The organism is Streptomyces atratus (assembly GCF_014648655.1).
GTDB classification, from domain to species: domain Bacteria; phylum Actinomycetota; class Actinomycetes; order Streptomycetales; family Streptomycetaceae; genus Streptomyces; species Streptomyces atratus.
This window is the reverse complement of record NZ_BMRN01000030.1, coordinates 10,894-35,755: the sequence shown is the minus strand read 5'-3', so window position 1 is coordinate 35,755 and position 24,862 is coordinate 10,894. Positions and strand designations below refer to the sequence as shown.

At 68.1% G+C, this 24,862-nt stretch carries 24 protein-coding genes and 1 pseudogene; 10 read left to right on the top strand and 15 right to left on the bottom strand.

Going from position 1 to position 24,862, the window contains the following annotated elements; genetic code table 11:
* The first annotated feature begins 84 nt into the window (after positions 1–84).
* The 4 genes from IEZ15_RS31705 (at position 85) to IEZ15_RS46515 (ending at position 3,196) form a co-directional block, all read left to right on the top strand.
* Entirely contained in the window at positions 85–291 is a 207-nt protein-coding gene (locus IEZ15_RS31705) for a DUF5988 family protein (RefSeq protein WP_114242736.1), read from the top strand.
* A gap of 888 nt (positions 292–1,179) precedes the next feature.
* Positions 1,180–1,767 carry an N-acetylmuramoyl-L-alanine amidase gene (locus tag IEZ15_RS31700; protein ID WP_373302657.1) on the top strand — a complete coding sequence of 196 codons (588 nt, stop codon included), beginning with the start codon at positions 1,180–1,182 and terminating at the stop codon, positions 1,765–1,767.
* A 687-nt stretch (positions 1,768–2,454) separates the two neighbouring features.
* The gene (locus IEZ15_RS31695; protein ID WP_189280467.1) at positions 2,455–3,063 is read left to right on the top strand and encodes a GOLPH3/VPS74 family protein; all 609 of its coding nucleotides are present in this window, start codon (positions 2,455–2,457) and stop codon (positions 3,061–3,063) included.
* A gap of 7 nt (positions 3,064–3,070) precedes the next feature.
* Complete coding sequence (locus IEZ15_RS46515; RefSeq protein WP_268250452.1) at positions 3,071–3,196, top strand: hypothetical protein; 126 nt, start codon at positions 3,071–3,073, stop codon at positions 3,194–3,196.
* Positions 3,197–3,585: 389 nt separating this feature from the next.
* On the opposite strand, the gene IEZ15_RS31690 is transcribed toward IEZ15_RS46515, so the two are convergent.
* From IEZ15_RS31690 to IEZ15_RS31680, 3 genes and pseudogenes are all read right to left on the bottom strand, one after another.
* Entirely contained in the window at positions 3,586–4,206 is a 621-nt protein-coding gene (locus IEZ15_RS31690; protein WP_229846223.1) for a hypothetical protein, read from the bottom strand.
* A gap of 548 nt (positions 4,207–4,754) precedes the next feature.
* Complete coding sequence (locus tag IEZ15_RS31685) at positions 4,755–4,919, bottom strand: hypothetical protein (protein WP_189280432.1); 165 nt, start codon at positions 4,917–4,919, stop codon at positions 4,755–4,757.
* A gap of 423 nt (positions 4,920–5,342) precedes the next feature.
* Positions 5,343–5,713 (bottom strand): annotated as a pseudogene (locus IEZ15_RS31680) (lytic polysaccharide monooxygenase).
* Between the two features lie 451 nt (positions 5,714–6,164).
* Between IEZ15_RS31680 and IEZ15_RS31675 the strand changes: the two are divergent.
* Positions 6,165–6,632 (top strand): nuclear transport factor 2 family protein, encoded by a 468-nt coding sequence (locus IEZ15_RS31675; protein ID WP_189280431.1) that lies wholly within the window; start codon positions 6,165–6,167, stop codon positions 6,630–6,632.
* A 128-nt stretch (positions 6,633–6,760) separates the two neighbouring features.
* On the opposite strand, the gene IEZ15_RS31670 is transcribed toward IEZ15_RS31675, so the two are convergent.
* On the bottom strand, positions 6,761–7,201 hold the full coding sequence (locus tag IEZ15_RS31670; RefSeq protein WP_189280430.1) for a nuclear transport factor 2 family protein: 441 nt from the start codon (positions 7,199–7,201) through the stop codon (positions 6,761–6,763).
* Positions 7,202–7,285: 84 nt separating this feature from the next.
* On the opposite strand from IEZ15_RS31670, the gene IEZ15_RS31665 reads away from it, so the two are divergent.
* Positions 7,286–7,864 carry a PadR family transcriptional regulator gene (locus IEZ15_RS31665; RefSeq protein WP_189280429.1) on the top strand — a complete coding sequence of 193 codons (579 nt, stop codon included), beginning with the start codon at positions 7,286–7,288 and terminating at the stop codon, positions 7,862–7,864.
* A 48-nt stretch (positions 7,865–7,912) separates the two neighbouring features.
* Entirely contained in the window at positions 7,913–8,578 is a 666-nt protein-coding gene (locus IEZ15_RS31660; protein WP_189280428.1) for a MarR family winged helix-turn-helix transcriptional regulator, read from the top strand.
* 34 nt (positions 8,579–8,612) lie between these two features.
* On the opposite strand, the gene IEZ15_RS31655 is transcribed toward IEZ15_RS31660, so the two are convergent.
* The gene (locus IEZ15_RS31655) at positions 8,613–9,128 is read right to left on the bottom strand and encodes a DinB family protein (protein WP_189280427.1); all 516 of its coding nucleotides are present in this window, start codon (positions 9,126–9,128) and stop codon (positions 8,613–8,615) included.
* On the bottom strand, positions 9,109–9,639 hold the full coding sequence (locus tag IEZ15_RS31650; protein WP_229846222.1) for a tyrosine-protein phosphatase: 531 nt from the start codon (positions 9,637–9,639) through the stop codon (positions 9,109–9,111). The genes IEZ15_RS31655 and IEZ15_RS31650 overlap by 20 nt, the downstream gene beginning before the upstream one ends.
* A gap of 107 nt (positions 9,640–9,746) precedes the next feature.
* Between IEZ15_RS31650 and IEZ15_RS31645 the strand changes: the two genes are divergently transcribed.
* Complete coding sequence (locus tag IEZ15_RS31645; RefSeq protein ID WP_229846221.1) at positions 9,747–10,403, top strand: YoaK family protein; 657 nt, start codon at positions 9,747–9,749, stop codon at positions 10,401–10,403.
* Positions 10,404–10,590: 187 nt separating this feature from the next.
* On the opposite strand, the gene IEZ15_RS31640 is transcribed toward IEZ15_RS31645, so the two are convergent.
* The gene (locus IEZ15_RS31640) at positions 10,591–10,851 is read right to left on the bottom strand and encodes a type B 50S ribosomal protein L31 (protein ID WP_189280426.1); all 261 of its coding nucleotides are present in this window, start codon (positions 10,849–10,851) and stop codon (positions 10,591–10,593) included.
* 65 nt (positions 10,852–10,916) lie between these two features.
* On the bottom strand, positions 10,917–11,081 hold the full coding sequence (gene rpmG, locus IEZ15_RS31635; protein WP_114242745.1) for a 50S ribosomal protein L33: 165 nt from the start codon (positions 11,079–11,081) through the stop codon (positions 10,917–10,919).
* Between the two features lie 411 nt (positions 11,082–11,492).
* Between rpmG and IEZ15_RS31630 the strand changes: the two genes are divergently transcribed.
* A complete protein-coding gene (locus tag IEZ15_RS31630; RefSeq protein WP_189280425.1) occupies positions 11,493–12,938 on the top strand; it encodes a PP2C family protein-serine/threonine phosphatase in 1,446 nt (481 codons plus the stop codon).
* Positions 12,939–13,104: 166 nt separating this feature from the next.
* Here the strand turns inward: IEZ15_RS31630 and IEZ15_RS31625 are convergent, their stop codons facing one another.
* Complete coding sequence (locus tag IEZ15_RS31625) at positions 13,105–14,604, bottom strand: DNA-binding protein NsdB (RefSeq protein WP_189280424.1); 1,500 nt, start codon at positions 14,602–14,604, stop codon at positions 13,105–13,107.
* A 231-nt stretch (positions 14,605–14,835) separates the two neighbouring features.
* On the opposite strand from IEZ15_RS31625, the gene IEZ15_RS31620 reads away from it, so the two are divergent.
* Positions 14,836–15,972, top strand: coding sequence for an aminoglycoside phosphotransferase family protein (locus IEZ15_RS31620; RefSeq protein ID WP_189280423.1), 1,137 nt, complete (start codon positions 14,836–14,838; stop codon positions 15,970–15,972).
* 96 nt (positions 15,973–16,068) lie between these two features.
* On the opposite strand, the gene IEZ15_RS31615 is transcribed toward IEZ15_RS31620, so the two are convergent.
* From IEZ15_RS31615 to IEZ15_RS31590, 6 genes are all read right to left on the bottom strand, one after another.
* The gene (locus IEZ15_RS31615; RefSeq protein WP_229846220.1) at positions 16,069–19,140 is read right to left on the bottom strand and encodes a ThuA domain-containing protein; all 3,072 of its coding nucleotides are present in this window, start codon (positions 19,138–19,140) and stop codon (positions 16,069–16,071) included.
* Positions 19,141–19,237: 97 nt separating this feature from the next.
* A complete protein-coding gene (locus tag IEZ15_RS31610; protein ID WP_189280421.1) occupies positions 19,238–20,113 on the bottom strand; it encodes a sugar phosphate isomerase/epimerase family protein in 876 nt (291 codons plus the stop codon).
* The gene (locus IEZ15_RS31605; protein ID WP_189280420.1) at positions 20,110–21,324 is read right to left on the bottom strand and encodes an ABC transporter substrate-binding protein; all 1,215 of its coding nucleotides are present in this window, start codon (positions 21,322–21,324) and stop codon (positions 20,110–20,112) included. The genes IEZ15_RS31610 and IEZ15_RS31605 overlap by 4 nt, the downstream gene beginning before the upstream one ends.
* Positions 21,321–22,325, bottom strand: coding sequence for an ABC transporter permease (locus IEZ15_RS31600; RefSeq protein ID WP_189280419.1), 1,005 nt, complete (start codon positions 22,323–22,325; stop codon positions 21,321–21,323). The genes IEZ15_RS31605 and IEZ15_RS31600 overlap by 4 nt, the downstream gene beginning before the upstream one ends.
* Positions 22,322–23,338, bottom strand: a complete 1,017-nt coding sequence (locus IEZ15_RS31595) for an ABC transporter permease (RefSeq protein WP_189280418.1) — start codon at positions 23,336–23,338, stop codon at positions 22,322–22,324. The genes IEZ15_RS31600 and IEZ15_RS31595 overlap by 4 nt, the downstream gene beginning before the upstream one ends.
* Entirely contained in the window at positions 23,335–24,822 is a 1,488-nt protein-coding gene (locus tag IEZ15_RS31590; protein WP_189280417.1) for a sugar ABC transporter ATP-binding protein, read from the bottom strand. Before IEZ15_RS31590 ends, IEZ15_RS31595 begins: the two co-directional genes overlap by 4 nt.
* Positions 24,823–24,862: the final 40 nt, after the last annotated feature.

The following is a 24,862-nucleotide window of genomic DNA, read 5'->3' as shown; positions in this document are numbered from 1 at the left end:
GCTGGGATGGCAGCAGGGCACACGGCGGCGAGCACTTCGGCGCGTCATGGAGAAGCCGGACCACCCTCAGGGGAAACTTTCGCCATGACCAACACGATGAAAGCAGTCCTTGAGGGCGGCCCCGACGATCTCCCTGAGCGGATCGTTTCCATCACTACGCCCGGCGTCGACCTCAAGATCCCGTTCCGTGGTGGATACGAGCACTTCAAGGCGACGACACGTCACCAGGAAACCGACGAAGGCCAATTTCCTGTCTACGAATGGTGGGAGCGCACGGAAGTCCCAGGGTGAGGGTTGTCCCGTAACTGCCCTGGGCGTTCCGTCCTGCCGCAGCATGAGCGATCTCGTTGTCGGCTGCCTTGCCGGGCCGGGTTGCCATCGCCGGTCGCGGCCTTTCACGGGCAGCCCGGCTCCCCGCAAGCGGCGAGTCATCGGCCGATGCGAGTCAGCGAGGTGCTGGGGCGCGGGCTGCGGGCGGCGGGCTGCCGTCATGCGAAAGGGGCTTGCCCAGCAGTCACGGGCTGCAGCGCCTGGTGGCATCCGCCAGGCGCCGGAGCTCGGCGGCAGCGAGTTTCGGTTTTCCGCCGGAACGGCCGGTCGACGTCGCATCCGCAGCCACGGGCGAATTCGGCCAGGTGCCGGGAAGGCACCCGGTCGGCCCACTCGGCAGGGGTGGCTGTGCGTGCCTCGACTCGCCATCGCGCACCTCACCCTGATGGGGGAAACTCTCACCCACATACCCCTGCGGCAGTCGGCAGGGGTACCGGCACGCTCGCCTGTCTGCACTAACCCGGGGCGCGCAGCGAACCTCCCGCCACGAAGCTGTGGGCATACGCGTTCCCGCCGGCCCCTCGGCGAAAGACTAAAGAAGGTTTTCCCGTGCGTCTGTACCGGATAGCGCTGTGGGTCACGGCCCTTGTGGCCGTTCCCCTCATGGCGGCACCACCCGGAGTGTCGACGGCCCGTGCCGTCGGCGGTACAACACCGGAAGGCCCCCTTGCCGTATGGCGGGCCGAAGTGGTTCCGGAGTCGGCTGTCGATTCCGCGCTGCCGTTCCCGGCCCTCGGAGCGAGGTCAGTGGCTTTCCCCCGTGCGGCGCCTCGGCCCGCCATCGTATTGCGTACGCAGTGGCGGGCCGACGAGACCAAACGCGACCCACATGCCCACTACGCGCAAAGGGTGACGGCGGTGTTCATCCATCACACCGACACCCCCAACGGCTACGACTGCGCCGACGTCCCGCGTACCCTGCGCAATCTGTATACGGGCCAGACCCGTGACCAGAGATGGGGAGACCTCGGCTACAACTTCCTCGTCGACAAATGCGGCACCATCTACGAAGGCCGCGCCGGCGGGACCGACCGCCCCGTCGTCGGCTCCCACACCCTCGGGTTCAACCAGGGCACCACGGGGATTGCGGCGATCGGCACTTTCGGACGAGGCACTCCCGTACCGGCAGCCATGGAGCACGCGATCGCTGCCCTCGCCGCCTGGAAGCTCGGCTTGAACGGCATCCACCCCACCGACAAGGTGCAGCTCACGTCCACGAACGACAAGAGCCGCTACACCAAGGGAGCTTCGGCAGAATTCGACGCCATCTCCGGCCATCGCGACGGCTATGCCACCAACTGCCCCGGAGATGCACTGTTCGCGCGCCTCGCCGCAATCCGAAAGATTGCTGCCGGCCTCCAGGGCAGGCTCCCACGAGCATCCTCTGATGTCGCCCTGCCCGCGAACTTGCGAAACCTCCAACAAACCAGTCATTGACGGACCCGTCAGGACAAGTACACGTGGGGCGCGTCCCCCTGGCATCGCAGACTGGGCCGGGGCGAACGAGCCCAGGGCAGCTATGCGGCCGCCCTCGTTCCGAAGCCGACGCAGGACTCGACGATCGACGAGTTCTTCCCTCTGCCCCCGGGATCTGCCGACGAGCGGCGATGACTGGAGCAGAAGAGGCCGTCGCAACGTGAGCATAGCCGGTCACACGCCCGGCTCGCCCGGCCTGAGAAGCAACTGCGCTCGGGCTACCAGACATGCAAGGACGCCCCGGGTACGCGGAGGCGTGGGCCCATGAGGTCGCCCGCTTCCAGGTTCCGGGCACAGCCTCTGGAGCTCAGTATCACTGTCTCCACGCACCCGTACGGGGCGACTGTCGACAAGAGCATGAGCGTCGGGCCTCTTGCCGACACCGGCCTGTGCCTGGATATGCGCTCCCCCAGCGGGCCGGGCCATCGGCGCGGGATGCAGCCGCCGTCCGTGCTCCGTAAGCTGGTGGACGGCGTCGGGCGGCCGGATTTCACGCCTGCCCGCTACATGCAGCAAATCCCCGCAGCGATCGCGGCGGCCATCGACATCTTGCATCCGCATCTGACCTCGACGTTCGGCGTCACGCCGGGCGCCGGACCGGCTACTGAGCGACGCAACACTCCTCATGCCCCTGACACGGAGCCATTCATGACCACACCGCGGGACCTGTTGATCGCCGCCATGGACATGGCGGCGAGTCGTCATCTGGCGCGCGGCGATCTGTCGCTTGCGCTCGCGGGAGCCGAGGTGATCGATCTCCTGAGCGCCCAGGCCGTCAGACTGGACGGCGATCAGATCGTGCCGAGCCACCCGCCGGCCATGGCTGATCGCCTGTTGGATGAGGCCGCGTCGTCGCTCGTCCGACAAGCGCCGTACGAGTCGCTCGAAGACTGGCTGTGGCGCAGAGGCCGCGGTCTGTCCACGGCCTATCTGGACGCCCTCGAGGCGGAAGGACTGCTCACTCGGCAACGCCGCCCCCGCTGGATGCCCTCCGTAGCCAGTCAGCTGGTGTTGGTCGATTCACCCGCTCGCCGAGCGGCGGCTGACCGCTGGACATCGGATGAGCCCGTACTCGCCGCCCTTGCGGCGGCCGTCGGAATCCGTGACAAGCCAATTGGCGACTCTCCGAGCGTGCCCGACGACGCGGTGGCGACGGTACTCGCCGCCGTTGGTGACGCGTTGAGGGATCTGGAGTTCCAACGGCAACGGCGAGCCATCGACGAGGCGGCCTTCGACAACGTCTGGCGAGGCGAATGACGACGGCATGCGCGACGTCGCAGGCTGTGTGGGGACGGCGGCCGGTCGTATCACATGGGTCGGCGGCACCACCGGCCTGCCCGGCTCATCCGGCACCAGCAACTGTCTGCCCACCATGTGCTCCGCGTACTGAAGCAGGGGGAGCCATCTGCGAACTCGGAAGGGCCGCTGCAACGCTCTGCTCGTCCGCGGGGGGAAAAGCGATCGGGGCCCTGTACATACCGCTTGGGCGGGTACCTGCATGCCCGGGACGCGGGCGGCGTCTGCCGCGCCGGTGCCATGTCGTGCCGCCTGGTCGCAGCGTCCCGACGGCGGGAAAGACCGTGTACGCTGCGCGGCTGTTCCGGCTGGGCTGGCAGCGTCTCGCTCTCCGGCTCTAGTATGGCGTGGCAGAGGTATTCAGACTGGAACCCCGGCCCGATTCCGGCGGGCCGGGGTTCTGTGTCAGGCGGGTGAATCGATCACCGGCCTTGTTAGTGGTGCTCGGTTACCGGCCACCGTGATGGTGCTCGATCACCGCTCTCAGTAGTCGTCGCCGTAGTCGCCGCCGAAGTCGCCGCCGCGGTCGTCGCCGCCGTAGCCGCCACCGTCGTGGTGGCGCTCGATCACCCGGAAGCTGCCGACCACTCCGTTGCGGACCTTCACGCCACCCTTGACACGGCCCGGGTGGACGCCGTCGCTGGAGCTCCAGGGACCGACGGTCGCCAGCGGGGCGCCGTTGTCGCAGGTCGCGCCACGGAAGACCTCGACGGTCCGACGGCTTTCGTTGCGGATGTTGAGGGTCTTGGAACCGAGACCGCTGACCACCGTGACGCAGCCGCCGCCTTCGGCGGAGTACGTGCGCTCGTTGATCTGGATACGGCCCCTGAAGTGCTCCCGGTGGCCCCTGTTCTCGTTGCCGCCACCCTTGTTCTCGTAGCCGCCACCCTTGCCCTCGTTGCCCTTGCCCTCATTGCCCTTGCCCGAATTGCCGTTGCCGGCGTCGCCGCCGTTGAGGGCCGACATGGGGGCGGAGGCCTGCTGGACGACCGGGGCTGCCTGGGCCGGCTCGGAGGAGGCGGCCGAGGCGTAGGTGATGCCGGTGGCGGCCAGGGCCGCGGCAGCCGCGAGTGCGGCGGTAACGACGGTGGAACGCGTAACCATGTCACTTCTCCTGTCTCAGAGAGGCCGGCTGAGTAGCTGGCCCGTGATTGAACGTACTAATGACCCCCATAGCTGTCATTTCGGACACGTTGGAAAGAGTTGGGCCGGGGCGCCAATCGGGGTACATGGGACACCCATATGCTATTTCCATTTAATCTGACGAACATCAATTACCCATATTTATGGGTCAGTTGATATGCCGTTAGCCTGTCCGGGCGACTTACTGATGCCCGCTCACCCTTTAGGGACAGCGTGTCGCTGTTGACACAGCCCGGGACGGAGGTTCATGCCGTCGTCCTGAATGCCCGTCATTCATGGCCCCACCCACCCTGACCTGCAGTAGCCGTCCGCAGAGCCGTTGTCGACCCCGGCGCGCAGCCGGTCAAGGCGGAGGGGCATCGTGTGGCGCGGCTCCGGGCTTCCCGGATGTGACCACCGATCGTGCTCACCACCCTGAGGCACGACGACACCCAGGCCCAACCGTGGTCCGCACAGACACTGCCCAGGACCAACGAAGCCAAGACCACCTGCACGCGAAGCTGTCCGCGTCAGTCCCGCACGGTGAGCACCGGATCCTCGACGACGCCGGGCGCAGCCGGCTCCACCGGGAGCGCCAAGACATCGTTGCCCCAGGCGAACAATGACCTGCTGGGCAAGGCCGCGTGACGGCTGATGAGTGCCGGGCGCGGGCCGCCCCTGCCCCTCTTCGTCATCGTCGAACTCAACCACGTCCGGGCGACAGGCCTTCCGGGCGCGCTGCAGGGCATCCTCCATCGCGTGCCCGAGATACGGACCGGGCCCGACACAGAGGCTGAACCGGCTCGGAGATACGACGCGACGCCCGTCGAACGCGGCCAGCAGTGGGGCCACCTCCGCCGGCGGTCCGCTGCCGGAGGCCACGTACAGGCCGGCAAGCAACCGGTCGTTCCTCTCACCGGGTGCCGCGCCGTCTGTGCAGTGCCGGTGTCCCCCATCAGCCGGAACAGCACCCTCGCCGGCGGTCACGGGCGCCGGAGGAAACGGCCTTGCGGGACGCCTCGGTCTTCGACACGGCGAAATTTCAGGAGAGGGCCTCCCGCCGAAAGCGGGGCGCCCGACGCCGCCCCCTGGAGAGGGCGCCGGGCCGGGCCCGTCGGTCAGCGGGCGTTCACATCGATGCATGCGTAGAAAGCGTTGGCGGTGTCCGCGATGTTCCAGACCGCGAGGACCTTCTGCTTTCCCGTCAGGCCACCGAAGTTCACCTGGTGGGTGACTGTGGCACCGGGCTGCGCACCGTTGTCGTCGAATTCGGCGATCTTCTGGCCACTGGCGAAGTACTGCCATGTGCTCGTGGCATGCCGGGCTGTCAGGAACCAGGGGAAGGAGTGGTCCGGCTCACGGGGGTGTCCTTCCACCCCTTGGAGTCGTCGTCGAGTTCGGCGAACCGGCTGTTGCCACCGCTGCAGTTGGTCAGCCCCTTGGGACCTTCCACGCTCTGCGGCTCGTACTTGATTTCACCGCAGTTCACAGTCCCGGCGGCACACTGAGCCCGGCTGCTGGGAGGTGACGAAATATATCCGTGGGCTTCGGCGGAACCGGCCGGAAGGCTCAGGGCCAGTACGGGTGCGAGCAGGGCACCGATGGCTGCGGCCGTCCTCCTTTTCGCGTGCGTGCTTCTCCTTCACATGAGGCGTCGCCGCACACGGTCGGGCTGTGGGGGCCCGGCAGTGACAGGCCGGCCTCTCCAGTGCGAGGGCCAAGAGGCGCGAAGGGCGCGGAAAGATCCACCATCGCGTATGCCCTTGCAGGCATCCGGAAGGCGAGCACTTGGACTGGACCATACCCGCCGACGCACCCACGTCAAGGGCACCGACTTCGTCCGGAGGTGGCGACACAAGCGACTTCCGGTCAGCCCTCACCGGGCCCAACTGGCCATACCCTCGGGGTTCACGCCGAGATCACATGCGATAGGAGAGATCGTGACCGCACGTCCCCCTGTTCCGCCGTTCACGCGCGAGTCGGCGATCGAGAAGGTCAGGCTGGCCGAGGACGCCTGGAATTCCAGGACGCCCGAGAAGGTGGCACTCGCCTACACCGAGGACTCCCGGTGGCGAAATCGCGCCGAATGGGTTACAGGGCGCGACGAAATCGTCGCCTTCCTGACCCGGAAATGGACCAGGGAGCTCGACTACCGGCTCATCAAGGAGCTCTGGGCATTCGACGGCAACCGGATCGCGGTGCGGTTCGCGTACGAGAGTCATGACGACTCGGGCAACTGGTACCGCTCGTACGGCAACGAGAACTGGGAGTTCGACTCGAACGGGCTCATGAGCGCCCGGCACGCGTCCATCAACGACGTACCGATCCGGGAATCCGACAGGAAGTACCACTGGCCGCTGGGACGCCGGCCCAGCGGCCACCCCGGACTGAGCGATCTCGCCCTCTGACGAACCGACCAGGCAGGGACAGTCGACGGGTGGCGGCAGGAAAGGGCGGCAGACGACGGGAAGGGGCCGCTCTCGCGGGAATGTGCGCGCACCCCGTCGGGCACCGCTTCCCACCGTTGTGGCGCGATTCAGCCTGCGTCCGGAGCCGGGACGAGGCCGTCCGCGACCAGACCCTCCAGGACCGCCGCACCCAGGGCCTGCACCGCGGACTGCGGGCGGACCATCACCGTGAACTCCTTGATCAGGCCCGCCTCGTCGAACTGCAGCAGGTCGATGCCATGGATCTGCTTGCCGTTCACATTCGCCCGGAAGAGCAGAATCTCGGACGGGGCCTGTACCCCGTCCGTGCTGGTCTCGGCCGATCCGTCGAATCGGCCGATGTAGCGGAATTCCTCGAACGTACGCAGCAGGACCCCGAACAGCCCAAGCACCATGGGCCGCCCCTCGAACGGAGTGAACTTCACCGGGCTGCAGAGGCGAACGTCCTCGGTGAACAGGCCGTCCAGTGCCGCAAGATCGCGCTTCTCGACGGCGACGCGGAAACGGTCCGCGGTCTCGGCAGACATCATCAGTCTCCATACTCAAAAATCTGACTACTCACTTTAATGAGTATCATGAAGGGGCAGTAAGCGAAAGGGAAGGGGGTCGGGGCCATGGCCTTGCGGCATGCGGTGCTGGCGGCACTGCTGGACGGGGAGTACAGCGGGTATCAGCTGGCCAAGGCGTTCGATGTCGGCGTGGCGAACTTCTGGCACGCACTGCCTCAGCAGCTGTACGCCGAACTGGCCAAGCTGGAGAAGGGCGGGCTGGTCGCGGGTCGGCAGGTGGTACAGGAGACCCGACCCAACAAGCGGCTGTTCCATGTCACCGACGCCGGGATTGCCGAGCTGGAGCAATTCGCCGCAGCCAGTGCGAAGCCGGGGTTCATCCGCGACGACCTGGTCGTCAAGGTCCAGGCTTCCGATCGCATCGGAAGCGGTCCGGTCATCGATCAGCTGGACGAACGGGCGGCCGCCGCCTCGGCCAAGATCGAGCTCTTCGGCAACCTGCTGCGGCAACTACGCGGAGAGATGGACGAGGACGAGTTTCTGCTCAGGGGCGAGCGAATCGGACCGTATCTGACCTGTCTGCGGGGCCTCGCCTTTGAGGAGGAGAACAGAGACTGGTGCCTCCGGATCGCTGCCCTCCTGCGCCGACGGCAGGCTGTTGCGGTAGAGAGCGACGGTGCCTAGCCGGTAGCCAGGCTGTTCCGATCCCACCGCTTGCCCGTCGTTACGTCGGTGGACGGCGCATTCTCCGGCCTCGCCGTGCCGGAAGCGCGGCACCTCCGAGACGGCGATCCATGTGGTGAAGGGGCAGCCCGGCAACAGCTGCCGCATCGCCCAGCGTTCTCCCGCCCTTGTCGCCCCGCGCCCGGCAAGGCCGCCATCGACGACCTGCGACGTCCCTCGGCGACCGGCGCCCAGCCGCGTGTCGGCGGCACACGTGGAAGCCGGGACGGCACTTCTGGGGTCGCCGACCAGCGCAGCGGACAAACCATCCGGCCCGGCGACCGGGTCCGGATCGGCAGCGTCAGCAAGGCGTTCCTCGCGACCGTCGTCCTGACGGTGCCGGAGCACGCCGCCCCGATGAACCAGCTGTCTCAGCTGATGGGGTTCTCCACCGCCGGGACCACCAAGGTCGTCGACCGGCTCTGCGAGGCGGGCCTGCTGGAGCGACGGGCCTCGTGCTCCGACCGCAGAGTGACCTATGCCGCACTGACCCCCGTCGGACTGTCCGCCGCGGCCGACGCCTCCTCGGCGCCGGCGGCCGCCCTGCGTCGTCGCGTGGCGGCGGCCGGAGTCGTTACGGATCGTTTCGCCGCTCTCGCTGCGGACATCGCCCTGCTCGACCCGGCACCGGGACCGTGCACCACCGACCCCGGGCCGGACTGCCCCGCCGTCTGAGCAGCTACCGGACCGAGCCTCTCTCAGTGGCGCATCACCACCCCGTCACACCGTCGATCCGCTCGCGCAACAGGTCGGCGTGGCCGATGTGGCGCGCGTACTCCGAGATCATGTGGACGTGGACCATGCGCAGTGAGTACACCTCGTCGGCATGGGTGAAGGTGTCGTCCAACGAGGCATCGGCAACGATCTCGTCCGCCAGTCGGCATTCCTCGACGAGGCGCGCGTAGTCCTCGGCGGCGCGGGCCGGGTCCAGGTCCTCGAAGTCCGCGTCCTTGCCCTTCTCGGGGTCGTACATGGGGTCGAGCATCTGACCGGCGAACCGCTGCCGGAACCAGACGCGTTCGACTTTCGCCATGTGGCGGATCAGCCCGAGAAGTGTGAGATTCGACGGCGATACCGTCTGTTCGGCGAGCTGCGCCCCGTTCAGGCCGGCGCACTTGTGCAACAGAGTGCTGCGGAACCAGGAGAGATAGCCCGTGAGCATCTCCCGCTCACCGGCCACGAGTGAGCCAGGCGTGCGTTTCACATCAGGTGCTGTCCATGTCATCCAATGATCTTGCCTTGTGCGCACCGGATCGGGACAGGGTTTTCACATACCGTCCGTGGGCTCCGTCGACCAGGTGGTCGTGGTTGATGTGGTAATGCTGACGGCCGCCGCAAGCACCAGGAACAGGACGAGCAGCCCCTCCCCCGCCCCGCTCGTCGGCGAGTGATCCGAACGCCGTCGGCGCATACGGCGTCACCCCACGTCGAGCCGGAGGGGAACGGCCTGCAATCAGCCACGGGCCGATCGGGTGTCCCGGCCCGGATCGGAGCTGCGGAAGGAAGCTCGGGGCCTGGGCCGGCTGCCCAGTCGGCGAGCAGACATGCGAGCAGGCCCGTGAGCAGACCACGCGAGAATCGTCTCCTCCCCGGAGCTTCCCCAGCGATTCGGATCGGTAGAGCCTCCCCCAGCGGACCGGGCGGCCGCCGTACCCCCGATATCCGCCCACGTCACGGAAGTTGTGCAGTCGTTCGAATGCTATGTGTCTGTTCACAATGCAGAACTTTGAGGTCATGTCACCGTGCACGACGGCGCGGCGCCGGTGCTCGGCCTTGACCGGCTCGCCGCGCCGTACCGGCTGCGAGTCGGCGCCTTCGGAGGGGCTGAGCCGAGAATTCAGGCGTGTCTACTCCTACCCTCCTCACCGGACGCGATCCACGGGGCCAATGGGCCCTGCTGCTCCTGTCGGCCGCTTCCGGGGCTGCCGACGCGTTCGTCTTCATCTGTGTCGGTCAGGTCTTCGCCGGAGTGATGACCGGGAATCTGGTGCTGCTGGGCGCTTCCGCCGCCGGTGTCGGGGAGCAGGGGGTGGCCCTGCATGTGATCACCGCACTCGTCTCGTACAGCTTCGGGGTCATGTGCGGTGCGTGGATGAGCGAGCGGCTGCGGTGGTCTCTGCCGGTGATGCTGCTGATCGAGGTGGCACTGCTGGCGGCGGCGGCTGTGCTGTGGGCGCTGGACCTGATCACCTCCGACGGGGGCCGGCTGGGGCTGCTGGTGCTCATTGCCGTGGCCATGGGGATTCAGGGCCGTATCCGCGCGACGCCCACCAATTACTTCACAGGCACGCTCACGTCCCTCGTCAGCCGCGTGACGCTGCGGTCGCGCAACCGGGGGGACGGCTGGGTGGCCGCCCGGCTGATCGCGGTCGTGGCAGGGGCGGCAGTGACCGCGCTGGCGGTACGGTTCTGGCCGGGTGCCGCAGCTACGGTGGCCGTGGCGCCCGCAGTGGGTGCGTTGCTGATCGAGTCGGTGCGCAGGAGACACTCCCGGGGCTGACACCGTGCCCACCACGGGTAAAGGGAAGCCCCGGCCGGATCGGGGGAATCCAGCCGGGGCGGCTCACGTGTGGGCGCGATGCGCGACATCCACATATAGGTGAACGATAAACCATCGCGCCCCGTTCCCGAGAACCCGCACCCCGGACTGTGATTCACGGCACGGAATCGGGTCTTCCGGGTACGGATCAGCCGACGGCGGGCGCCTGGCCGGCGTAGCGGCGGTTGAACTGTTCGATACGGCCGGCCGTGTCCAGCACCTGCTTGGTCCCGGTGTAGAACGGGTGACTCGCCGACGAGGTCTCCACGTCGATGACGGGATAGCTCCGGCCGTCCTCCCACGTCACCCGCTCGTCCGCGTCCGCGGTCGACCGTGTCAGGAAGGCAACCCCCGCCGCGCGGTCACGGAAGACCACCGGACGGGAGACGGGGTGAATACGGGGCTTCATGGGCGTTCCTTCCTTGCCACTACAGGGGAGTGGATGGGATCAGGGGTCCGACGCGGGTGCGGCAGTCAGCGTTCCTCGCGGAAGAGGACGTGCCGCCCCACGACGGGGTCGAACTTGCGCAGGACCAGCCGGTCGGGATTGTTCCGGCGGTTCTTACGTGTCACATAGCTCTGCCCCGTGCCGGCCGTCGACCGGATCGTCACGACGGGGCGGGTCTCACTGCGTGCCATGGACGCCTCCACTCTTTTGTGTCGATCCCATCGCCCCTTATGGGAATGGGTATCGTTTTCGTTCTGGTGCTGTAACGCGAGCAGGTCCAGTCACATTCCCGCCCACAAATCGCTTCGAACCCCCGCCATGGCGAGCCCCCTCGCATATGCCCCGTTCCGGCCGGGCGCGCCGCCCGGGGAACGGCGAGCGCGGGCACACAACCGTCTGCGCGCGCCGGGTGACTTGCGTCAACGTCCGTCGACAGCATGAGTGTTCGACGAGGCGGCACCCAGCGCAGCCTGTGGCATATGCCAGAAGCAACAACGCATCGAGTGTTGCCAAATCCCTTACGGGGCCCCGCAGCCTGTGCCACAGTCGTCCACGGTCCACCTCTCAGACCTGGCCGTGCCGCGCCTGTATCGGAGTACGAGATGCCGTCCCATCTGTCCGCGGACCGCCCCGCCCCACAGCCACCCGAGCGCGATGCCGTCGACGCGTTGATCAACCGGACCCGTCGGTTGCGTGGCGACGTGGATGCCGTGCGGCGGGACGCGGTGCTGATCGACGAGGAAGACCATGAGATGCGCTGGCAGCGCGCACTCTGTGATCTGGCGGTCCACCACCTCGACGATCTCGGCACGCAGCTGGGACAGCTCAGGGAAGGCCTTGCGCCGGAGACCTCGGAACACCCCACTGGGACTTCGACGCAGAACGCCGCGGAGGAGACCTTCGACGAGCCGCGGCCCGGTTCGCTGATCGGCCGGGTGGGCAGCGCCGAGTGGAATCTACTGACCGACGAGGTCACCTGGTCCGAGGAACTGTTCCAGATCTTCGGCAGGTCCCCCGATGCGGGACCTCTCTCGCTGGACGACCTCCCGTCCATGCTTCTTCCCGAGGACCAGCCACTGCTCACCGCACTGGTCACCGACTGTCTGGTCGACGGAAAGCCGATAGACGGCGAATTCCGGATCCTGCGGACCGACGGCCGGATGCGCACACTCCACATGATGGGAGAGCCCGTCCTCGACGCGGACGGGTGCACGGCTTCCATGTGGGCGGTTCTGCGCGATGTCAGCGAACTCCGACGCAGCCAGCAAGCGGTGCGCACCACCCAGGATTCGCTGCGGCGGCAGCAGCACATGGCGCGGACCGAGCATCGGATGGCGGTCGAGCTTCAGGAAGCCGTGCTTCCCCCGTGGCGGGGCTCGCTACGGCTTCCTTCGCAGGGAGCGGGCGCGCTGGACATCGCTGCCCACTACCTTCCGTCGGAGTCGAGTTCCCTGATCGGCGGTGACTGGTACGACGCGCTGGAACTGCCGGACGGCAGGACCGTCCTCACGGTCGGCGATCTGACGGGGCACGGCATCCAGGCAACCTCGGCCATGGCGATGCTGCTCGGCGCGCTGCGCGGGATGGCAGTGGCCGGCATCCAGCCCGGAGCCCTGATGGGGTATCTCAACCAGTTACTGGAGTCCTCCGTCCAGCCCGCTCTCGGCAGTGCGGTGTGCTGCCGATTCGATCCGGCCACCGGCACCCTCTCCTGGGCGCAGGCAGGCCACCCCGCACCGCTGCTGTTCCGCGACGGCGAGGGGCGCCCGCTCCTGCCACCGGACGGCGTCCTGCTCGGCGCGGCCTCCGGGGTCGCGTACGAGCAGGACGAAGTGCGCCTGCTGCCCGGTGATGTGCTGGTACTGCACACCGGCGGGCTGAACCGTCACAGCGACCGGGATGCGGGCCCGGACGCGCTGCTTGCCCTCGCACCGCACTTCGCGCAGGCCCGTACAGCACAGGAGTGCGTACGGACGGTCGTCGCGGAGTTCGGTGGCACCGAGCGCCTGGACGACGCATGCGTGCTGATCGCCCGCATCGGGGCGTAGGGCACGGCGGCACGCGCGCAGAGGCACGGACACGCAAAACACCGGACACGGCGCGGTACGCAGGAGGGCGAACCGCCTACGAGTGCGGTGCTCGGACAGCCGGTGGCCGGACTGTGGCCGGTCGGACAGTTGATGGTCTGGGTGTCCTCACTGCGGTGCCCGCATGTCAGATCTCCGACGAACGCCTTGGCTGCTTGATGATGGAGCTCTGCGGCAGGGCGAGCTTGATCTCCTCGCGCAGGTCCTCGATCTTCGCGTAGCCCGCGAACCGGCCCGTCAGCCGGTACATCTCGCGCAGCCGGTCCCAGGTGCGGTGCGAGGAGGTCTCCCCCATCGTCACCAGGGCGAGCCGCGCATAGCGGTCGGCCTGCTCGGGATCGTCGGCGATGAAGCACGCCGAGGCGAGTGAGATGTAGTCGAAGATCTTGGACCGCTGGCGCCCGTTGGCCCGAAGCTCCAGTGCCTGCTTGGCGTGGCGCTGAGCCACGATCGCCACCGACGGATCGTGTTCGGCGAGCGTACGGAACGCCAGGGCCTGCATGCCGTGCAGATCCGCCTCGTCGAACAGCTGCATCCAACTGGGCGGCGGCACATCGCTCTTGTCCGATACGAAGAGCTCCTCGGCCTTGCCGAGAGTCCGGCGCATGGCCTGGCCGCGGCCCATGGACGCCTGCGCCCAGGCCTCGATGGTGTGCAGCATGGCCTGGGTTCGCGGCAGCACCATGTCTCCGGAGCCGGACTTGGCTAGCTTCATCAGGTCCAGGGCGTCGTCGGGACGGCCCAGGTGGACCATCTGACGGGCCGCCCTGGAGAGCGCTTCGCCCGCGCGCGGGCGGTCGCCGCCCTCGCGCGCCGCGTGGGCGGCGATGACGAAGTACTTCTGGGCGGTCGGTTCGAGACCGATGTCGTGGGACATCCATCCCGCGAGTACGGCGAGATTGGCCGCGACGCCCCAGAGGCGGCGCTGCAGATGTTCGGGGTGGCGGAAGGCGAGCATGCCGCCCACCTCGTTGAGCTGGCCCACCACGGCCTTGCGCTGGAGTCCGCCGCCCCGGGACGCGTCCCAGGCGCGGAACACCTCGACGGACCGCTCCAGCGCCTCGATCTCCTCCGACCCGATGGGCGCGGCCTCGTACCGGTCGAAACCGGCCTGGTCCGCGTACAGGGGGTCGTCGATCCTTGGAGCGTCGGCCGCCAGCACAGGGTCGGTGTGCAGCCAGTCGTGCATGGGGCCGGTGATGGTCGATCCTGCGGCGAGCGCGGCGCCCGCGCTCACCAAGCCGCGTCGGTTGAGCATGAGGTCCATTCCCGTGAATTCGGTGAGGACCGCTGCCGTCCGCTCGGGCGCCCACGGCAGTCCGTCGGGATTGTGCTGCTTCCCGACCTCCTGCTGTTTCCCCACACGCCCGCGTCGGCCGAACCCGAGGTCCTCGATGGTCACGACACGACCGAGCCGCTCGGTGAACAGGGCAGCCAGCACTTTGGGCACGGGATCGCGGGGGGACTCCCCCATATCGATCCAACGCCTCACCCGCGAGGTGTCGGTGGCCAGCTGCGGATGGCCCATGGCCGCCGCCTGCCGGTTCACCATTCTCGCGAGTTCGCCCTTGGACCAGCCGGCAAGGCCGAACAGGTCGGACAGGCGGGTGTTGGGTTCTCCGGTCACTTCAAGCCCCCAGGTTCTCGGCTGTGTTGACAGTAACCCCCTGTCAGATGCGTTGCGACTATTCGCCAGGGTTCGCCAGGGTGCGCCAGATGGTCTGCTACCCGCGGTCCGGTGTCAGGTAGGAAAGCGCCACCCCGCCCGGCAGCCCTAGGTACTCCCCAGGGTGCCGAACGGCCGCCGGCCGGGGCGGTGCACGCAACTTGTCGGCGCGCGAAGGGATCTGTCTCCCCCATGTACACAGCATCGTCCTCCGTGACCGCCCCGCCCCGGCCTCTTCGTCCCCTGGGGGCGGGCGGCGGGCCGTACCTCGCACCGCATGCCGCGCCGCCGGCACCCGGCACAGTTCGGCCGCGGCGGTCGGCGGGGCTGGGCGGCCCGCCGCTCAGTGGGCGGCTGGACCTGTCCGGCCCGCAGGGCGCTCAGCTGAGGATGGTGATCGCCTCGGTGCACCGGATCTGCCCGGAGTTCAATCCGGTCCAGGTGCTGCGCCGCAGCGGCCGTTCGGTGCTCCTGGTCGGCTCCACCGGTCGCACCACCGCGGTCGCCAAGTGTTTACTGGACCACTCCCCCGCATGGTCGGAGCGGTTCCGTCACGAAATAGCTGCATATCGTGCGTTCGTCCGGCACCGTCCGCCGGTGCGGGTGCCTCGGCTCATCGCGGCCGACCCGGAGAACTGCACTCTGGTGATCGAGCGGATGCCCGGCCGGGTGGCTGCGCTGACCCGGCACCCGTCGGAGGCGCCACCGCGTGCGGATGTGCGGGCCGCACTCGGCGCGATCAACCGGGTCAATGCCTGGCGACCGTCTCCGGGGCTTTTCGACGCGCCGCTGAACTACGCCTCGCGAATCGCCCGCTATCACGAGCTGGGGCTGTTCACCGACCGTGATCTGGGCGATCTGCAGAAGCTGCTGCACGGTCTGGCGCTTGCGGGCGGCCGTCAGAGCATGGGGCAGTTCTGTCACGGCGACGCGCTGCTCTCCAACATCCTGCTGTCGCCCACGGGTCCGGTGCTGGTGGACTGGGAACACGCGGGCTGGTATCTGCCGGGCTACGACCTGGCGACGCTCTGGGCGGTCCTGGGCAACGCACCGGTCGCGCGGCGTCAGATCAGCCAGCTGGCGCAGGCCGCGGGGCCTGCGGCGCGCGATGCGTTCCTGGTGAACCTGATGCTGGTGCTGACTCGGGAGATCCGTACGTACGAGACGGCTGTCCAGCGGGCCATGCGGGAGCCGGCGCCCGCGGCAGCCGGTCAGGACCGGCCGGGTGTGCTCTCGTCGAGCGAGGAGCAGCGGCTGCTGCTGCGCCGGCTGCACGACGACTGTGCCATGGCCCGCCGGGCCGTGCGAGCCGCGGTCGGCACTCGCTGACCCTGCCCCGGGGGGACGCGCGCTGCGGGTCCGGTGCCGACACACCGGGCCCGCAGCGCGCTGTTGTGTTGTTCCTTGCGGCCGGTGGGCAGTCGGTCAGGGACTCTTGAAGTCGACTGCGTCCACGTCGAACGAATTGTCCTGCGGGGACGTGAAGACGAGATACAGCTTGTGAGTGCCCTTCAGTTCCTGGACCGGCACGGTCGGGGTTGCCTGATAGTTGTCCCAGCCACCTGTGTTGGGGACCGGGGTGGTGGCGAGCAGAGGACCGCCGGGGGCGTCCGCGCGCAGTTCGATCGCGCCGACCCCGTACGGTGAGGAAAGCCGGTAACTGACCGTGCCGATGCCTTCGACGCTCATCGGATCGAAGGCGACCCAGTCGCCGTTGGAGACGTCTCCGATCCGTTTGCCGTTCTCGGCGCCTTCCTGGGCGACGATCCGAGTGCCGGACTGGGCGTCGTAGTACTCCGCCTGCTTGTGCTTCGGCTGGAGGACGGCGCGACCGTAGCCGGTGAGGGCGGAGACACCGTCGCCGCCCTTGTCTGTGTACTTGGCGTTGAGTACGTAGGTGAGGTCCGCGCCTTCGGGGTGGCCGCCCAGGTCTCCGGTGTCCACGGTGCCTTCACAGCCGGGGATGTCGGTGGTGGGGTGCTCGTGGTCGTCGTGTCCCAGTGCCGGGTTGACGGTGACCTTGGAGCAGTCGACCGGGCCGTCCTCGGGATCGGTGACCGTGACCTTGTACGGGATCTTGTCGCCGAACGAGATGAGTTTGCCGCTGACCGGGAAGTCGATGGTCACCTTGGGGGTGGTGTTCCCGGCGGTGATGGGGATGTTGGCGTAGCCGGACTTGCCGGTGGAGTCGGTGACCTTGAGCTGGGCGACGACGTCGCCCTTGGCCGTGTAGGTGTGGCTGGGGTCGGCTTCGGTGGAGTCGTACGTGCCGTCTCCGTCGAAGTCCCAGGCGTAGCTGAGTGCGTCACCGTCGGGGTCGTTGCTGCCCTTGCTGGAGAAGTCGACCTTCAGCGGGACGGGGCCGTCGGTGGCGGAGGCGGTGGCCTTGGCGACCGGGATGCGTTTCCCCTGGGCGTAGTCGATCCGGTAGAGCCCGGAGTCGTTGTTGCCGCCGCCGAAGGAGCTGCCCCATTCGAGGACGTACAGCGATCCGTCGGGGCCGAACGTCATATCCATCGGCTTGTTGAATTTCTGTGAGGAGAGGAAGTCATTGATCTTCAGGAGCTTCTGGTCCTGGTCGAAGCGGACTTCCTTGACGTAGTTGCGCGACCACTCGTAGAAGAAGCTCGCGCCCTCGAAGTAGGCGGGGAACTTCGTCGTGGACGGGTTCTTGCTGTCGTAGTGGTAGACGGGCCCGCTCATCGGGGCCGAGCCGCCGCTGCCGACCTCGGGGAACTCCTTCGATGCTCCGTAGCCGTACCAGATCTCCGGCTGCTGGATCGGCGGAAGTTCGGTCAGACCGGTGTTGTTGGGCGAGGGGTTGACCGGGTTGGCGCAGTCGAACTTGGGGCCGACTTCCTTGGTGTCCGGGTTGTAGGGGGCATAGGCCTGGTTGTTGCCGTGGCAGAACGGCCAGCCGAAGTTGCCGGCCTTCTTGATGACGTTGTACTCGACGAGGCCTTCGGGCCCACGGTCGGTGGTGGGCAGTCCTCGGTCGGGGCCGTAGTCGGAGGCGTGGACATAGCCGGTCCTGGGGTCGACGGTGAAGCGGAACGGATTGCGGAAGCCCATCGCGTAGATTTCGGGGCGGGTCTTGGCCGTTCCCGGGGCGTAGAGGTTGCCCTTGGGAATGGTGTAGCCGCCGGAGTTCTTCGGCTTGATGCGCAGGATCTTGCCGCGCAGGTCGTTGGTATTGCCCGCGGTGCGGGCGGCGTCCAGCATCTGCTTGCCCTCGCGCCAGTCGAGCGGGGCGTAACCCTGCCAGTTCGGGTCGAGGTTGGGCGGAGTGTCGTCGCCGACGCCGAGGTAGAGCGTGCGGTCGGGGCCGAACTCGACGGCGCCTCCGGTGTGTCCGGGCTCCGGGAAAGTGCGGTCGCGGTAGGCGGGGACGTCGATGAGCTTCTTCTCGCTGGTGGGTTCGAGAGTGTTGCCCTTGACCGTGAAGCGGGAGAGCCGGTTGACGTCCTCGGTGGCGCCCGCGGGGGCGTAGTAGAGGTAGATCCAGTGGTTCTTCTTGAAGTCCGGGTCGAGTTCCATGCCGACCAGGCCGTCCTCGCCACCGGTGTAGACATCCAGTTTCCCGGCGGTGGTGGTGGCGTGGGTCGCCGGGTCGTAGATGTTCACCTCGCCGCTGCGCTGGATGTAGAAGACGCGGCCGTCCTTGGCGACATCGAGCTCCATCGGGTCGGCGGTGTTGTCGTCGAGAGTGACCTTCTCGTAGCCGCTCCAGACGGTGCCGCCGCAATCGCCGGGCTTGTTGCCGGCGGCCCACTTGACGCCGCCGATGACATGGGTGCGGAAGGCGGCTTCGCTGTACGAGGCCGTGTCGTGGCCCATGGCGGTTGCCCAGACCCTGCCGCCCTCGGTGTTGCGGCACCAGGAGATGGGGTGGTCGGCACCCATGGCGGATCCGCCGGGGTTGTACGTGGTTTCGTCGGCGGTCACCAGGACGTGGACGTCGCCGCGGGGGTTCTTGTCGAAGTTGTACCACTCCTCGGGGCGCTCCCAGCGTTCCGGGAGTCCTGCGGTGGAAGGGTGGACGCGGTCGGCGACCTTGGCGGTGCCCTGAAGGACTCCGGGTGAGTGGGCGGGCATGTGGACGCCGCCATTGATGGCCTCGTCCCACCAGGGGAAGGAGTCCTCGATTCCCATGTCGAGGGTGTTGTGGATGGCGACGACGCCGCCGCCGTTGCGTACGTACGTCTGCATCGCTTCGCGCTGGGCGTCGGTGTCCCAGACCATGCCGGAGTTCTGCAGCATGACGATGACGTCGAAGTCCTTGAGCATCGCGTCGTCGAAGACAGCGGGGTCGGCGGTCTCGACGAGTTCGAAGTTGTTGGCGACCGCCTCTTCCTTGAACATCTGGATGCCGGCGGGAATGGAGGCGTGCACATAGCCGACGGCGCGGGTGAAGAGCAGGGCACGGAAGGCGGGGGCCTCACCGGTGGTGGCTGCGGTCGCTGGCAGCGCGGTGAGCGCGAGGAGCAGTGCGCTCACTAACGCGATGAACGTATGTCGTATGTCGCGAGCATGACATTCCCATCGTTGACGGCTCACGAGCGGGTCCTCTCTGCGGGTCGTGGACGAGCGGGGGTCAGGGGGTGGCTTCGAGGGCGCGGCGCAGAAACGCCAGGCCGTCGGTCGCGATGGTGTCCTGGGTGTCGGCGAGCGGCCGCCAGACGGAAGCGGCGACCGCTATGGCGTCGTTGTGCGCGGTGAACGACTCGATGCAGAGCGGACCGCGGTAGCCGCTCGTGGTCAGTGCGGCCAGGAAGCCGGGCCAGTCGAGGGAGTCAGCGCCGGGGGCGCCCCGGTCGTTGGCGCACACCTGGACATGGACGATGCGGCCGGCAGCACGGCGTACGGCGTCGGGCAGGGAGCGTTCCTCGATGTTCTGGTGGTACACGTCGAGCGCGAGGCCGATGGTGTCCTCGGGTAGCCCGGTCAGTGCCGCGAGGGTCTGGTCGACGGTGTTGAGCAGGCTTGTCTCGTACCGGTTGAGGGGCTCCACGGCGATGCGCACACCGGCGGCGCGTGCGTGATCGACGACCGGGGCGAGGTTCTCCCGTAACTCCTCGTACGCCGCGGTGCGTTCGGCGCGGTCCATTCGCCAGGTGCGGCCGACCGCCGTGTACATGGGCCCCGCGACGGTGGGGGCGTTCACAGCCTGGGCTGCGTCGATACAGCGACGCAAGTAGTCCTGGGTGACCCGGACGGTCTGCGGATCGGTGCGGACGAGGTTGCGGTCGGGCGGCATGACAGCGATCACGGCGGCGACTGCGAGACCGGACGCGTCGAGGAGTTTGCCGACTGATGCGGGTGCCCAGTCCCGTTCGTTCTCCAGCGGGATCTCGACGCAGTCGAAGCCCCACGCGGACAGGCGCGGCAGAGCCTCACCGAGCGCTTCGTATGTCACCGGCGAGTGCCAGATCCACGGATTCGCGCCGAGTGAGAACGCGACGGCACTCACTTCTTGCCTCCCCACTTCTCCGGGAAGCCGGGGAGGTTCTCGCAGCCGCACATCGCGTAGTGCAGTGGCGGCATGCCTGGCTTGAGGTACTGGTCGAGGGTGTCCTGGGTGACGGTGGGCTGCGGAAGCTTCCACTCCTTCGGGACCTGCTCCCCCTTGAGGATCTTCAGCGCGGCGATGACGGGCGTACGCCACTGGAAAGTGGGGTACGACGGGGCGATCGCGGTGAGCTTCTCCTCCTTCCATACCTGGAGGAAATCCTGCTGGTCCTCGCCGGTGATCGGCGGCACGTCCTTGCCGGCGTCCTCAAAGGCTTCGACAGCGGCGACGGAGGTCGCGCCGGAGTCCATCCAGACGCCGTCGATGTCGCCGTTGCGGGTGATCGCGTCGGTGACGATCGCCTTGGTCTTGGCCGGGTCGCCGTCGGTGAACTTCACGTCCACGACGTCGAGTCCGCTCTTGTCGAGCGCAACCTTCGCCGCGGACCAGCGGGTCTCCAGCACATCGACGCCGGGGGAGATCCGCAGGGCGAGAATCTTCCCCTTGGGCTTCACCTTCTCGACGAGGAAGTCGGCGGCGACCGCCCCGTAGCCGTAACCGCCGATCGGGTTGATGAAGGTGACGGCGCAGTCCGTCTCGACGCCCCGGTCGAAGACGATCACAGGCACCTTTCCGCAGGCTTGCTCGACGGCAGGGGTGAGGGTGGCCGTGGTGTTCGGAGAGACGATCAGGACGTCACAGCCCTGACCGGCGAGCTCCTGGATGTCGGAAATCTGCTTGTCGTCCTTGCCCTGCGCGTCGAGCACGGTGAAGTCGGTGATCTCCTTGTGGAGTCCGGCCTCGGCCTGCATGTTCTTCAGGCCGACCTGGCGCCAGGGGTTGAAGACTCCGGCGTTGGACAGACAGAGATGGATTCCGCCGGAGCCCTTCTTCTTGTACTGCGTGGTGTCGACGAGCTGCGGTCGGAGCATCTGCTCCCACGGCTTGCCTGCGGGGCCCTGCGGGGACTCCTTGGCGAGGGCGAGCTGGCGGTCGTATTCGGCCCGGTCGAAGAACTTCGACTGCCGGCCGGTACCCGGGGCGCCCGCGGCGGCGCTCGCTGCTCCGGCAGGCGCGTCGGGCGGGGCGTCGCTCGTACAGCCGGCGAGCAGGGCCGCGCCGAGCAGAGCGGCGAGGGGCACGAAGGCGTGTCGGATCTTTCGCGTGCTCATGAGGATTTCGCTCCCGAGGGCTCGGTGCCGCGGCGGCGCAGCCGGGACCAGTCGGCTGCACCTAGGGCGACGGCTGCGATGACAATGACGCCTTGCACGGTCGATTCCAGGGCGCCTGAGACGCCCTGGAGATTGAGCAGGGTGAACAGCGCCTGGAGCGAAAAGGCTCCGGCCATCGCCGCGACAACGGAGCCGCGCCCGCCGCCGAGCACCACGCCGCCCAGGACGACGGCGGTGATCGCCTCGAACTCGTAGCCACGGCCGGCCTGCGCCGAGACTCCTGAGAAGCCACCGACGAGCACGGCGGCGAGTGCGGCCGCGGCGCCGGAGAGGATGAAGGCGATGGTGCGGGCGCGCGCGACCCGGACTCCGGCCAGGCTCGCGGCGCGTTCGCTGTCGCCGGTGGCGAGAAGCGTGCGGCCGAAGTCGGAACGCATCAGGCGTACGGCGAGGAGACCCGCAACCACGCACACAAGGACGGCCCAGGGCAGCCAGCCGAACGCGGTGCCGCGCCCGAGCCGGCGAAATGCCGCGGGCAGCGCGCCGTGCGGCGAACCGCCGGTCCAGAAGAAGACGGCACCTTCGAGGATCAGCATCATGCCGAGCGTGGTGATGAACGACGGCACGCGCAGCAGGGTGGTGATCAGTCCGCTGACGAGACCGGCAAGGGCTCCGGCCAGCAACAGGATCACAGTGACGAGCAGCCAGGGTGCACCCGGGAACGAGCCGTACAGTTCGGCGGCGACCACCACCCCGGCAGTGACGATCGCTCCGACGGACAGGTCGAACTCTCCGCACACGATGACCAGATACTGACCTGCGGCGAGGATGACGAGAGGTGCGGCGCGCTTGATGAAGGAGAGGAAGCGGTCGGGTTCGTAGAAGCCGGGGTCGGTGAGGGCCAGCGCGGCGAGGAGAGCGGCGAGCAGGATGTAGACGGGTGTGCCGGTGGTGAGGGCACTCAGGACGCGGCGGCCGGCGGGTGCCTGTGCACTGGTCATGCGGTCCTCTCCTGCTCGGTGCGGCGGCCCCGTGCGTACAGGGCGACCGCCGCGATGATGACGACGCCACGGACGACGTTCTTGAAGAACGGATCGACGGCGAGCTGGTTGAAGACGCTGTCGAGCACGGCGAGGACAAGGACTCCGCCGAGGGTGCCCGACACTCCCCCGCGGCCCCCGGCGAGCGCGGTACCGCCGAGAACGACGGCGGCTATGGACTCCAGGTCGTAGCGGGCCTCCGTGCCGGCCCAGGGAGCTCCGGCGCCGAGCCGGGCTGCGAGGAAGAGCGCCGCGGCGCCGACACAGAGTGAGCACAGGACATGGGCCGTGATGACGGTGCGTCGGGTGCGGACCCCGGAGAGCCGGGCCGCGTGCTCGTCACCGCCGGTTGCGTACATGTGGTGGCCGAGCCGGCTGCGGCGGGTGACGAGCCAGAGGATTGCCGCGACCGCGAGAAGCAGGAAGAGGGAGACGGGGACCGGTCCGATTCGGTCGTAGCCGAGGTGCTGGAAGGAAGCGGGGACCCTGCCCGCTGGGCCGGTGTAATTGTCCTCGATCCAGCCGCGCAGTATGAAGGCGGTGCCGAGGGTGGCTATGAACGCGTTGACCTTGAGGCCGGTGACGATCAGTCCATTGGCCAGGCCGACGGCGGCGCAGAGGGCGAGGACGGCAAGGATCGCCACGGGGACGCTGCCGCTCTCCATCGTTTCCGCGGCGACAAGGGTGCCCAGACTGATGAGGTAGGCGACGGACAGGTCGAGTGATCCGGTGAGAATGACGGCGGACTGGCCGACGGCGACGAGACCGAGGGCGACGCAGTTCTGCAGGATCGTCACCACGTTGGTGACGGTGAGGAAGTCCCCGCCGCGGGCGGCGACGACGATCCAGCCGAGACCGGTGACAGCGAGGGCAGCAAGCCAGACCCCGGCTACGGGGCCGGTGAGGCGCAGCTCGGCTGTCCGTCCCGGGCCGGTGCGGGAGCGGGCCTTCAGGTCGGGCCGGAGTGCGGTCATGCAGCTCCCTCCCGCGCACGGTTGCCACCGGTGGCGACGCGCATGACGGACTCTTCCGAGGCCCCGGCAGGAAGTTCACCGGCGAGGCGGCCTTCCGACATGACGAGGATGCGGTCACTCATGCCGATCAGCTCGGGCAGTTCGGAGGAGATGATCAGTACGGCGAGGCCCTCGCGTGCCAGTTCCCGTACGAGGGTGTGGATGGCTGCCTTGGCGCCGACGTCGACGCCGCGGGTCGGTTCGTCGAAGAGGAGCACTCGGGGACGGGCAGCGAGCCATTTGGCGATGACGACCTTCTGCTGATTGCCGCCGGACAGATACTGGACCTGCTGGTCCTCACCATGGGCCCGCAGGCGTACGCGTTCCAGCAGCGCGGTCACCTCGCGGCCCGCGGGCGGTCTGCCGCGGGCGGGCACGGCCCGGGTCACGAGCAGCGCGTTGTCGGTCACGGACTGGCGCAGGGCGAGGCCCTCGGCCTTGCGGTCCTCGGTGACCAGGGCGATTCCGGCCCGGACGGCGTCCCGGGGGCGGGACGGGCGCAGTGGTTTTCCGTCGACGGTCATGGTGCCCGTGGTGAAGGGGGCGACGCCGAAGAGGGCACGGGCGAGGGAGGTGCGACCGGAGCCCTGGAGACCGGCGACGCCGACGACCTCACCGGCCCGCAGGGTCAGATCGATGCCGGAGATCCGGGCGTTGCCGCCGCTGATGACGGTGAGCCTCTCCGCGCCCGCCTCGCCCGGGCGGGCGCGGGGTGGGTAGTAGGCGCCGAGTTCCCGCCCGACCATGGCGCGTACGACCGTGTCGGCGTCGGTGTCGCGGGTGTTGAGCGTGGCGATGTGGCGGCCGTCCTTGAGGACCGTGATGCGCTGCGAGAGATCGAAGACCTCGCGGAGCCGGTGCGAGACATACAGGATGCCGAGCCCACGGGCGGCCAGTCGACGTACCAGGGAGGCGAGTTGTTCGGCCTCGTGATCGGCGAGGGCGGCGGTGGGTTCGTCCATCACCAGGATCCGGACGTCGGAGGCGAGGGCCTTGACAATCTCGACGGTCTGCCGGCGTGCGACGGACAGTTCGTGGACGGGGGTCCGCGGGGTGATACCGGTCTCGTCCATCTCGGCGAGGAGTTCGGCGGTACGCCGCTCCATGGCACGCCGGTCGACGAGTCCGTACCGGGTCGGTTCACGGCCGAGGAAGACGTTCTCGGCGACGGTGCGGTGCGGGAGCAGCGCAAACTCCTGGTGGATGATGCCGATCCCGGCGGCTTGGGCCTGCGCCGGATGGCTGAAGGAGTACGCGGTTCCGTCGATGGTGAGGGTCCCCTCGTCAGGTAAGTGCTCGCCCGCGAGGATCTTCATCAGTGTCGACTTTCCTGCGCCGTTCTCCCCCACCAGGGCATGTACTTCTCCGGCTTCGAGGTCGAGCCCCACCCCTTGGAGCACACACACCCCAAGGAAGCTCTTGGACACACCGTGCATCGTCAGCATCGAATGGCTCCTCGCTCAGCGGTCTGCAGAGCAGAGTCGT

Excerpts from the sequence above, each read along its gene's own strand:
- IEZ15_RS31695 (WP_189280467.1), top strand. The coding sequence starts at position 2,455 with ATGACCACACCGCGGGACCTGTTGATCGCCGCCATGGACATGGCGGCG.
- IEZ15_RS31590 (WP_189280417.1), bottom strand. The coding sequence starts at position 24,822 with ATGCTGACGATGCACGGTGTGTCCAAGAGCTTCCTTGGGGTGTGTGTG.
- IEZ15_RS31690 (WP_229846223.1), bottom strand. The coding sequence starts at position 4,206 with ATGGTTACGCGTTCCACCGTCGTTACCGCCGCACTCGCGGCTGCCGCG.
- IEZ15_RS31655 (WP_189280427.1), bottom strand. The coding sequence starts at position 9,128 with ATGACATGGACAGCACCTGATGTGAAACGCACGCCTGGCTCACTCGTG.
- IEZ15_RS31620 (WP_189280423.1), top strand. The coding sequence starts at position 14,836 with ATGTACACAGCATCGTCCTCCGTGACCGCCCCGCCCCGGCCTCTTCGT.
- IEZ15_RS31705 (WP_114242736.1), top strand. The coding sequence starts at position 85 with ATGACCAACACGATGAAAGCAGTCCTTGAGGGCGGCCCCGACGATCTC.
- rpmG (WP_114242745.1), bottom strand. The coding sequence starts at position 11,081 with ATGGCACGCAGTGAGACCCGCCCCGTCGTGACGATCCGGTCGACGGCC.
- IEZ15_RS31640 (WP_189280426.1), bottom strand. The coding sequence starts at position 10,851 with ATGAAGCCCCGTATTCACCCCGTCTCCCGTCCGGTGGTCTTCCGTGAC.
- IEZ15_RS31595 (WP_189280418.1), bottom strand. The coding sequence starts at position 23,338 with ATGACCGCACTCCGGCCCGACCTGAAGGCCCGCTCCCGCACCGGCCCG.
- IEZ15_RS31605 (WP_189280420.1), bottom strand. The coding sequence starts at position 21,324 with ATGAGCACGCGAAAGATCCGACACGCCTTCGTGCCCCTCGCCGCTCTG.
- IEZ15_RS31650 (WP_229846222.1), bottom strand. The coding sequence starts at position 9,639 with ATGACCTCAAAGTTCTGCATTGTGAACAGACACATAGCATTCGAACGA.
- IEZ15_RS46515 (WP_268250452.1), top strand. The coding sequence starts at position 3,071 with ATGCGCGACGTCGCAGGCTGTGTGGGGACGGCGGCCGGTCGTATCACA.
- IEZ15_RS31665 (WP_189280429.1), top strand. The coding sequence starts at position 7,286 with ATGGCCTTGCGGCATGCGGTGCTGGCGGCACTGCTGGACGGGGAGTAC.
- IEZ15_RS31685 (WP_189280432.1), bottom strand. The coding sequence starts at position 4,919 with ATGACGAAGAGGGGCAGGGGCGGCCCGCGCCCGGCACTCATCAGCCGT.
- IEZ15_RS31600 (WP_189280419.1), bottom strand. The coding sequence starts at position 22,325 with ATGACCAGTGCACAGGCACCCGCCGGCCGCCGCGTCCTGAGTGCCCTC.
- IEZ15_RS31630 (WP_189280425.1), top strand. The coding sequence starts at position 11,493 with ATGCCGTCCCATCTGTCCGCGGACCGCCCCGCCCCACAGCCACCCGAG.
- IEZ15_RS31670 (WP_189280430.1), bottom strand. The coding sequence starts at position 7,201 with ATGATGTCTGCCGAGACCGCGGACCGTTTCCGCGTCGCCGTCGAGAAG.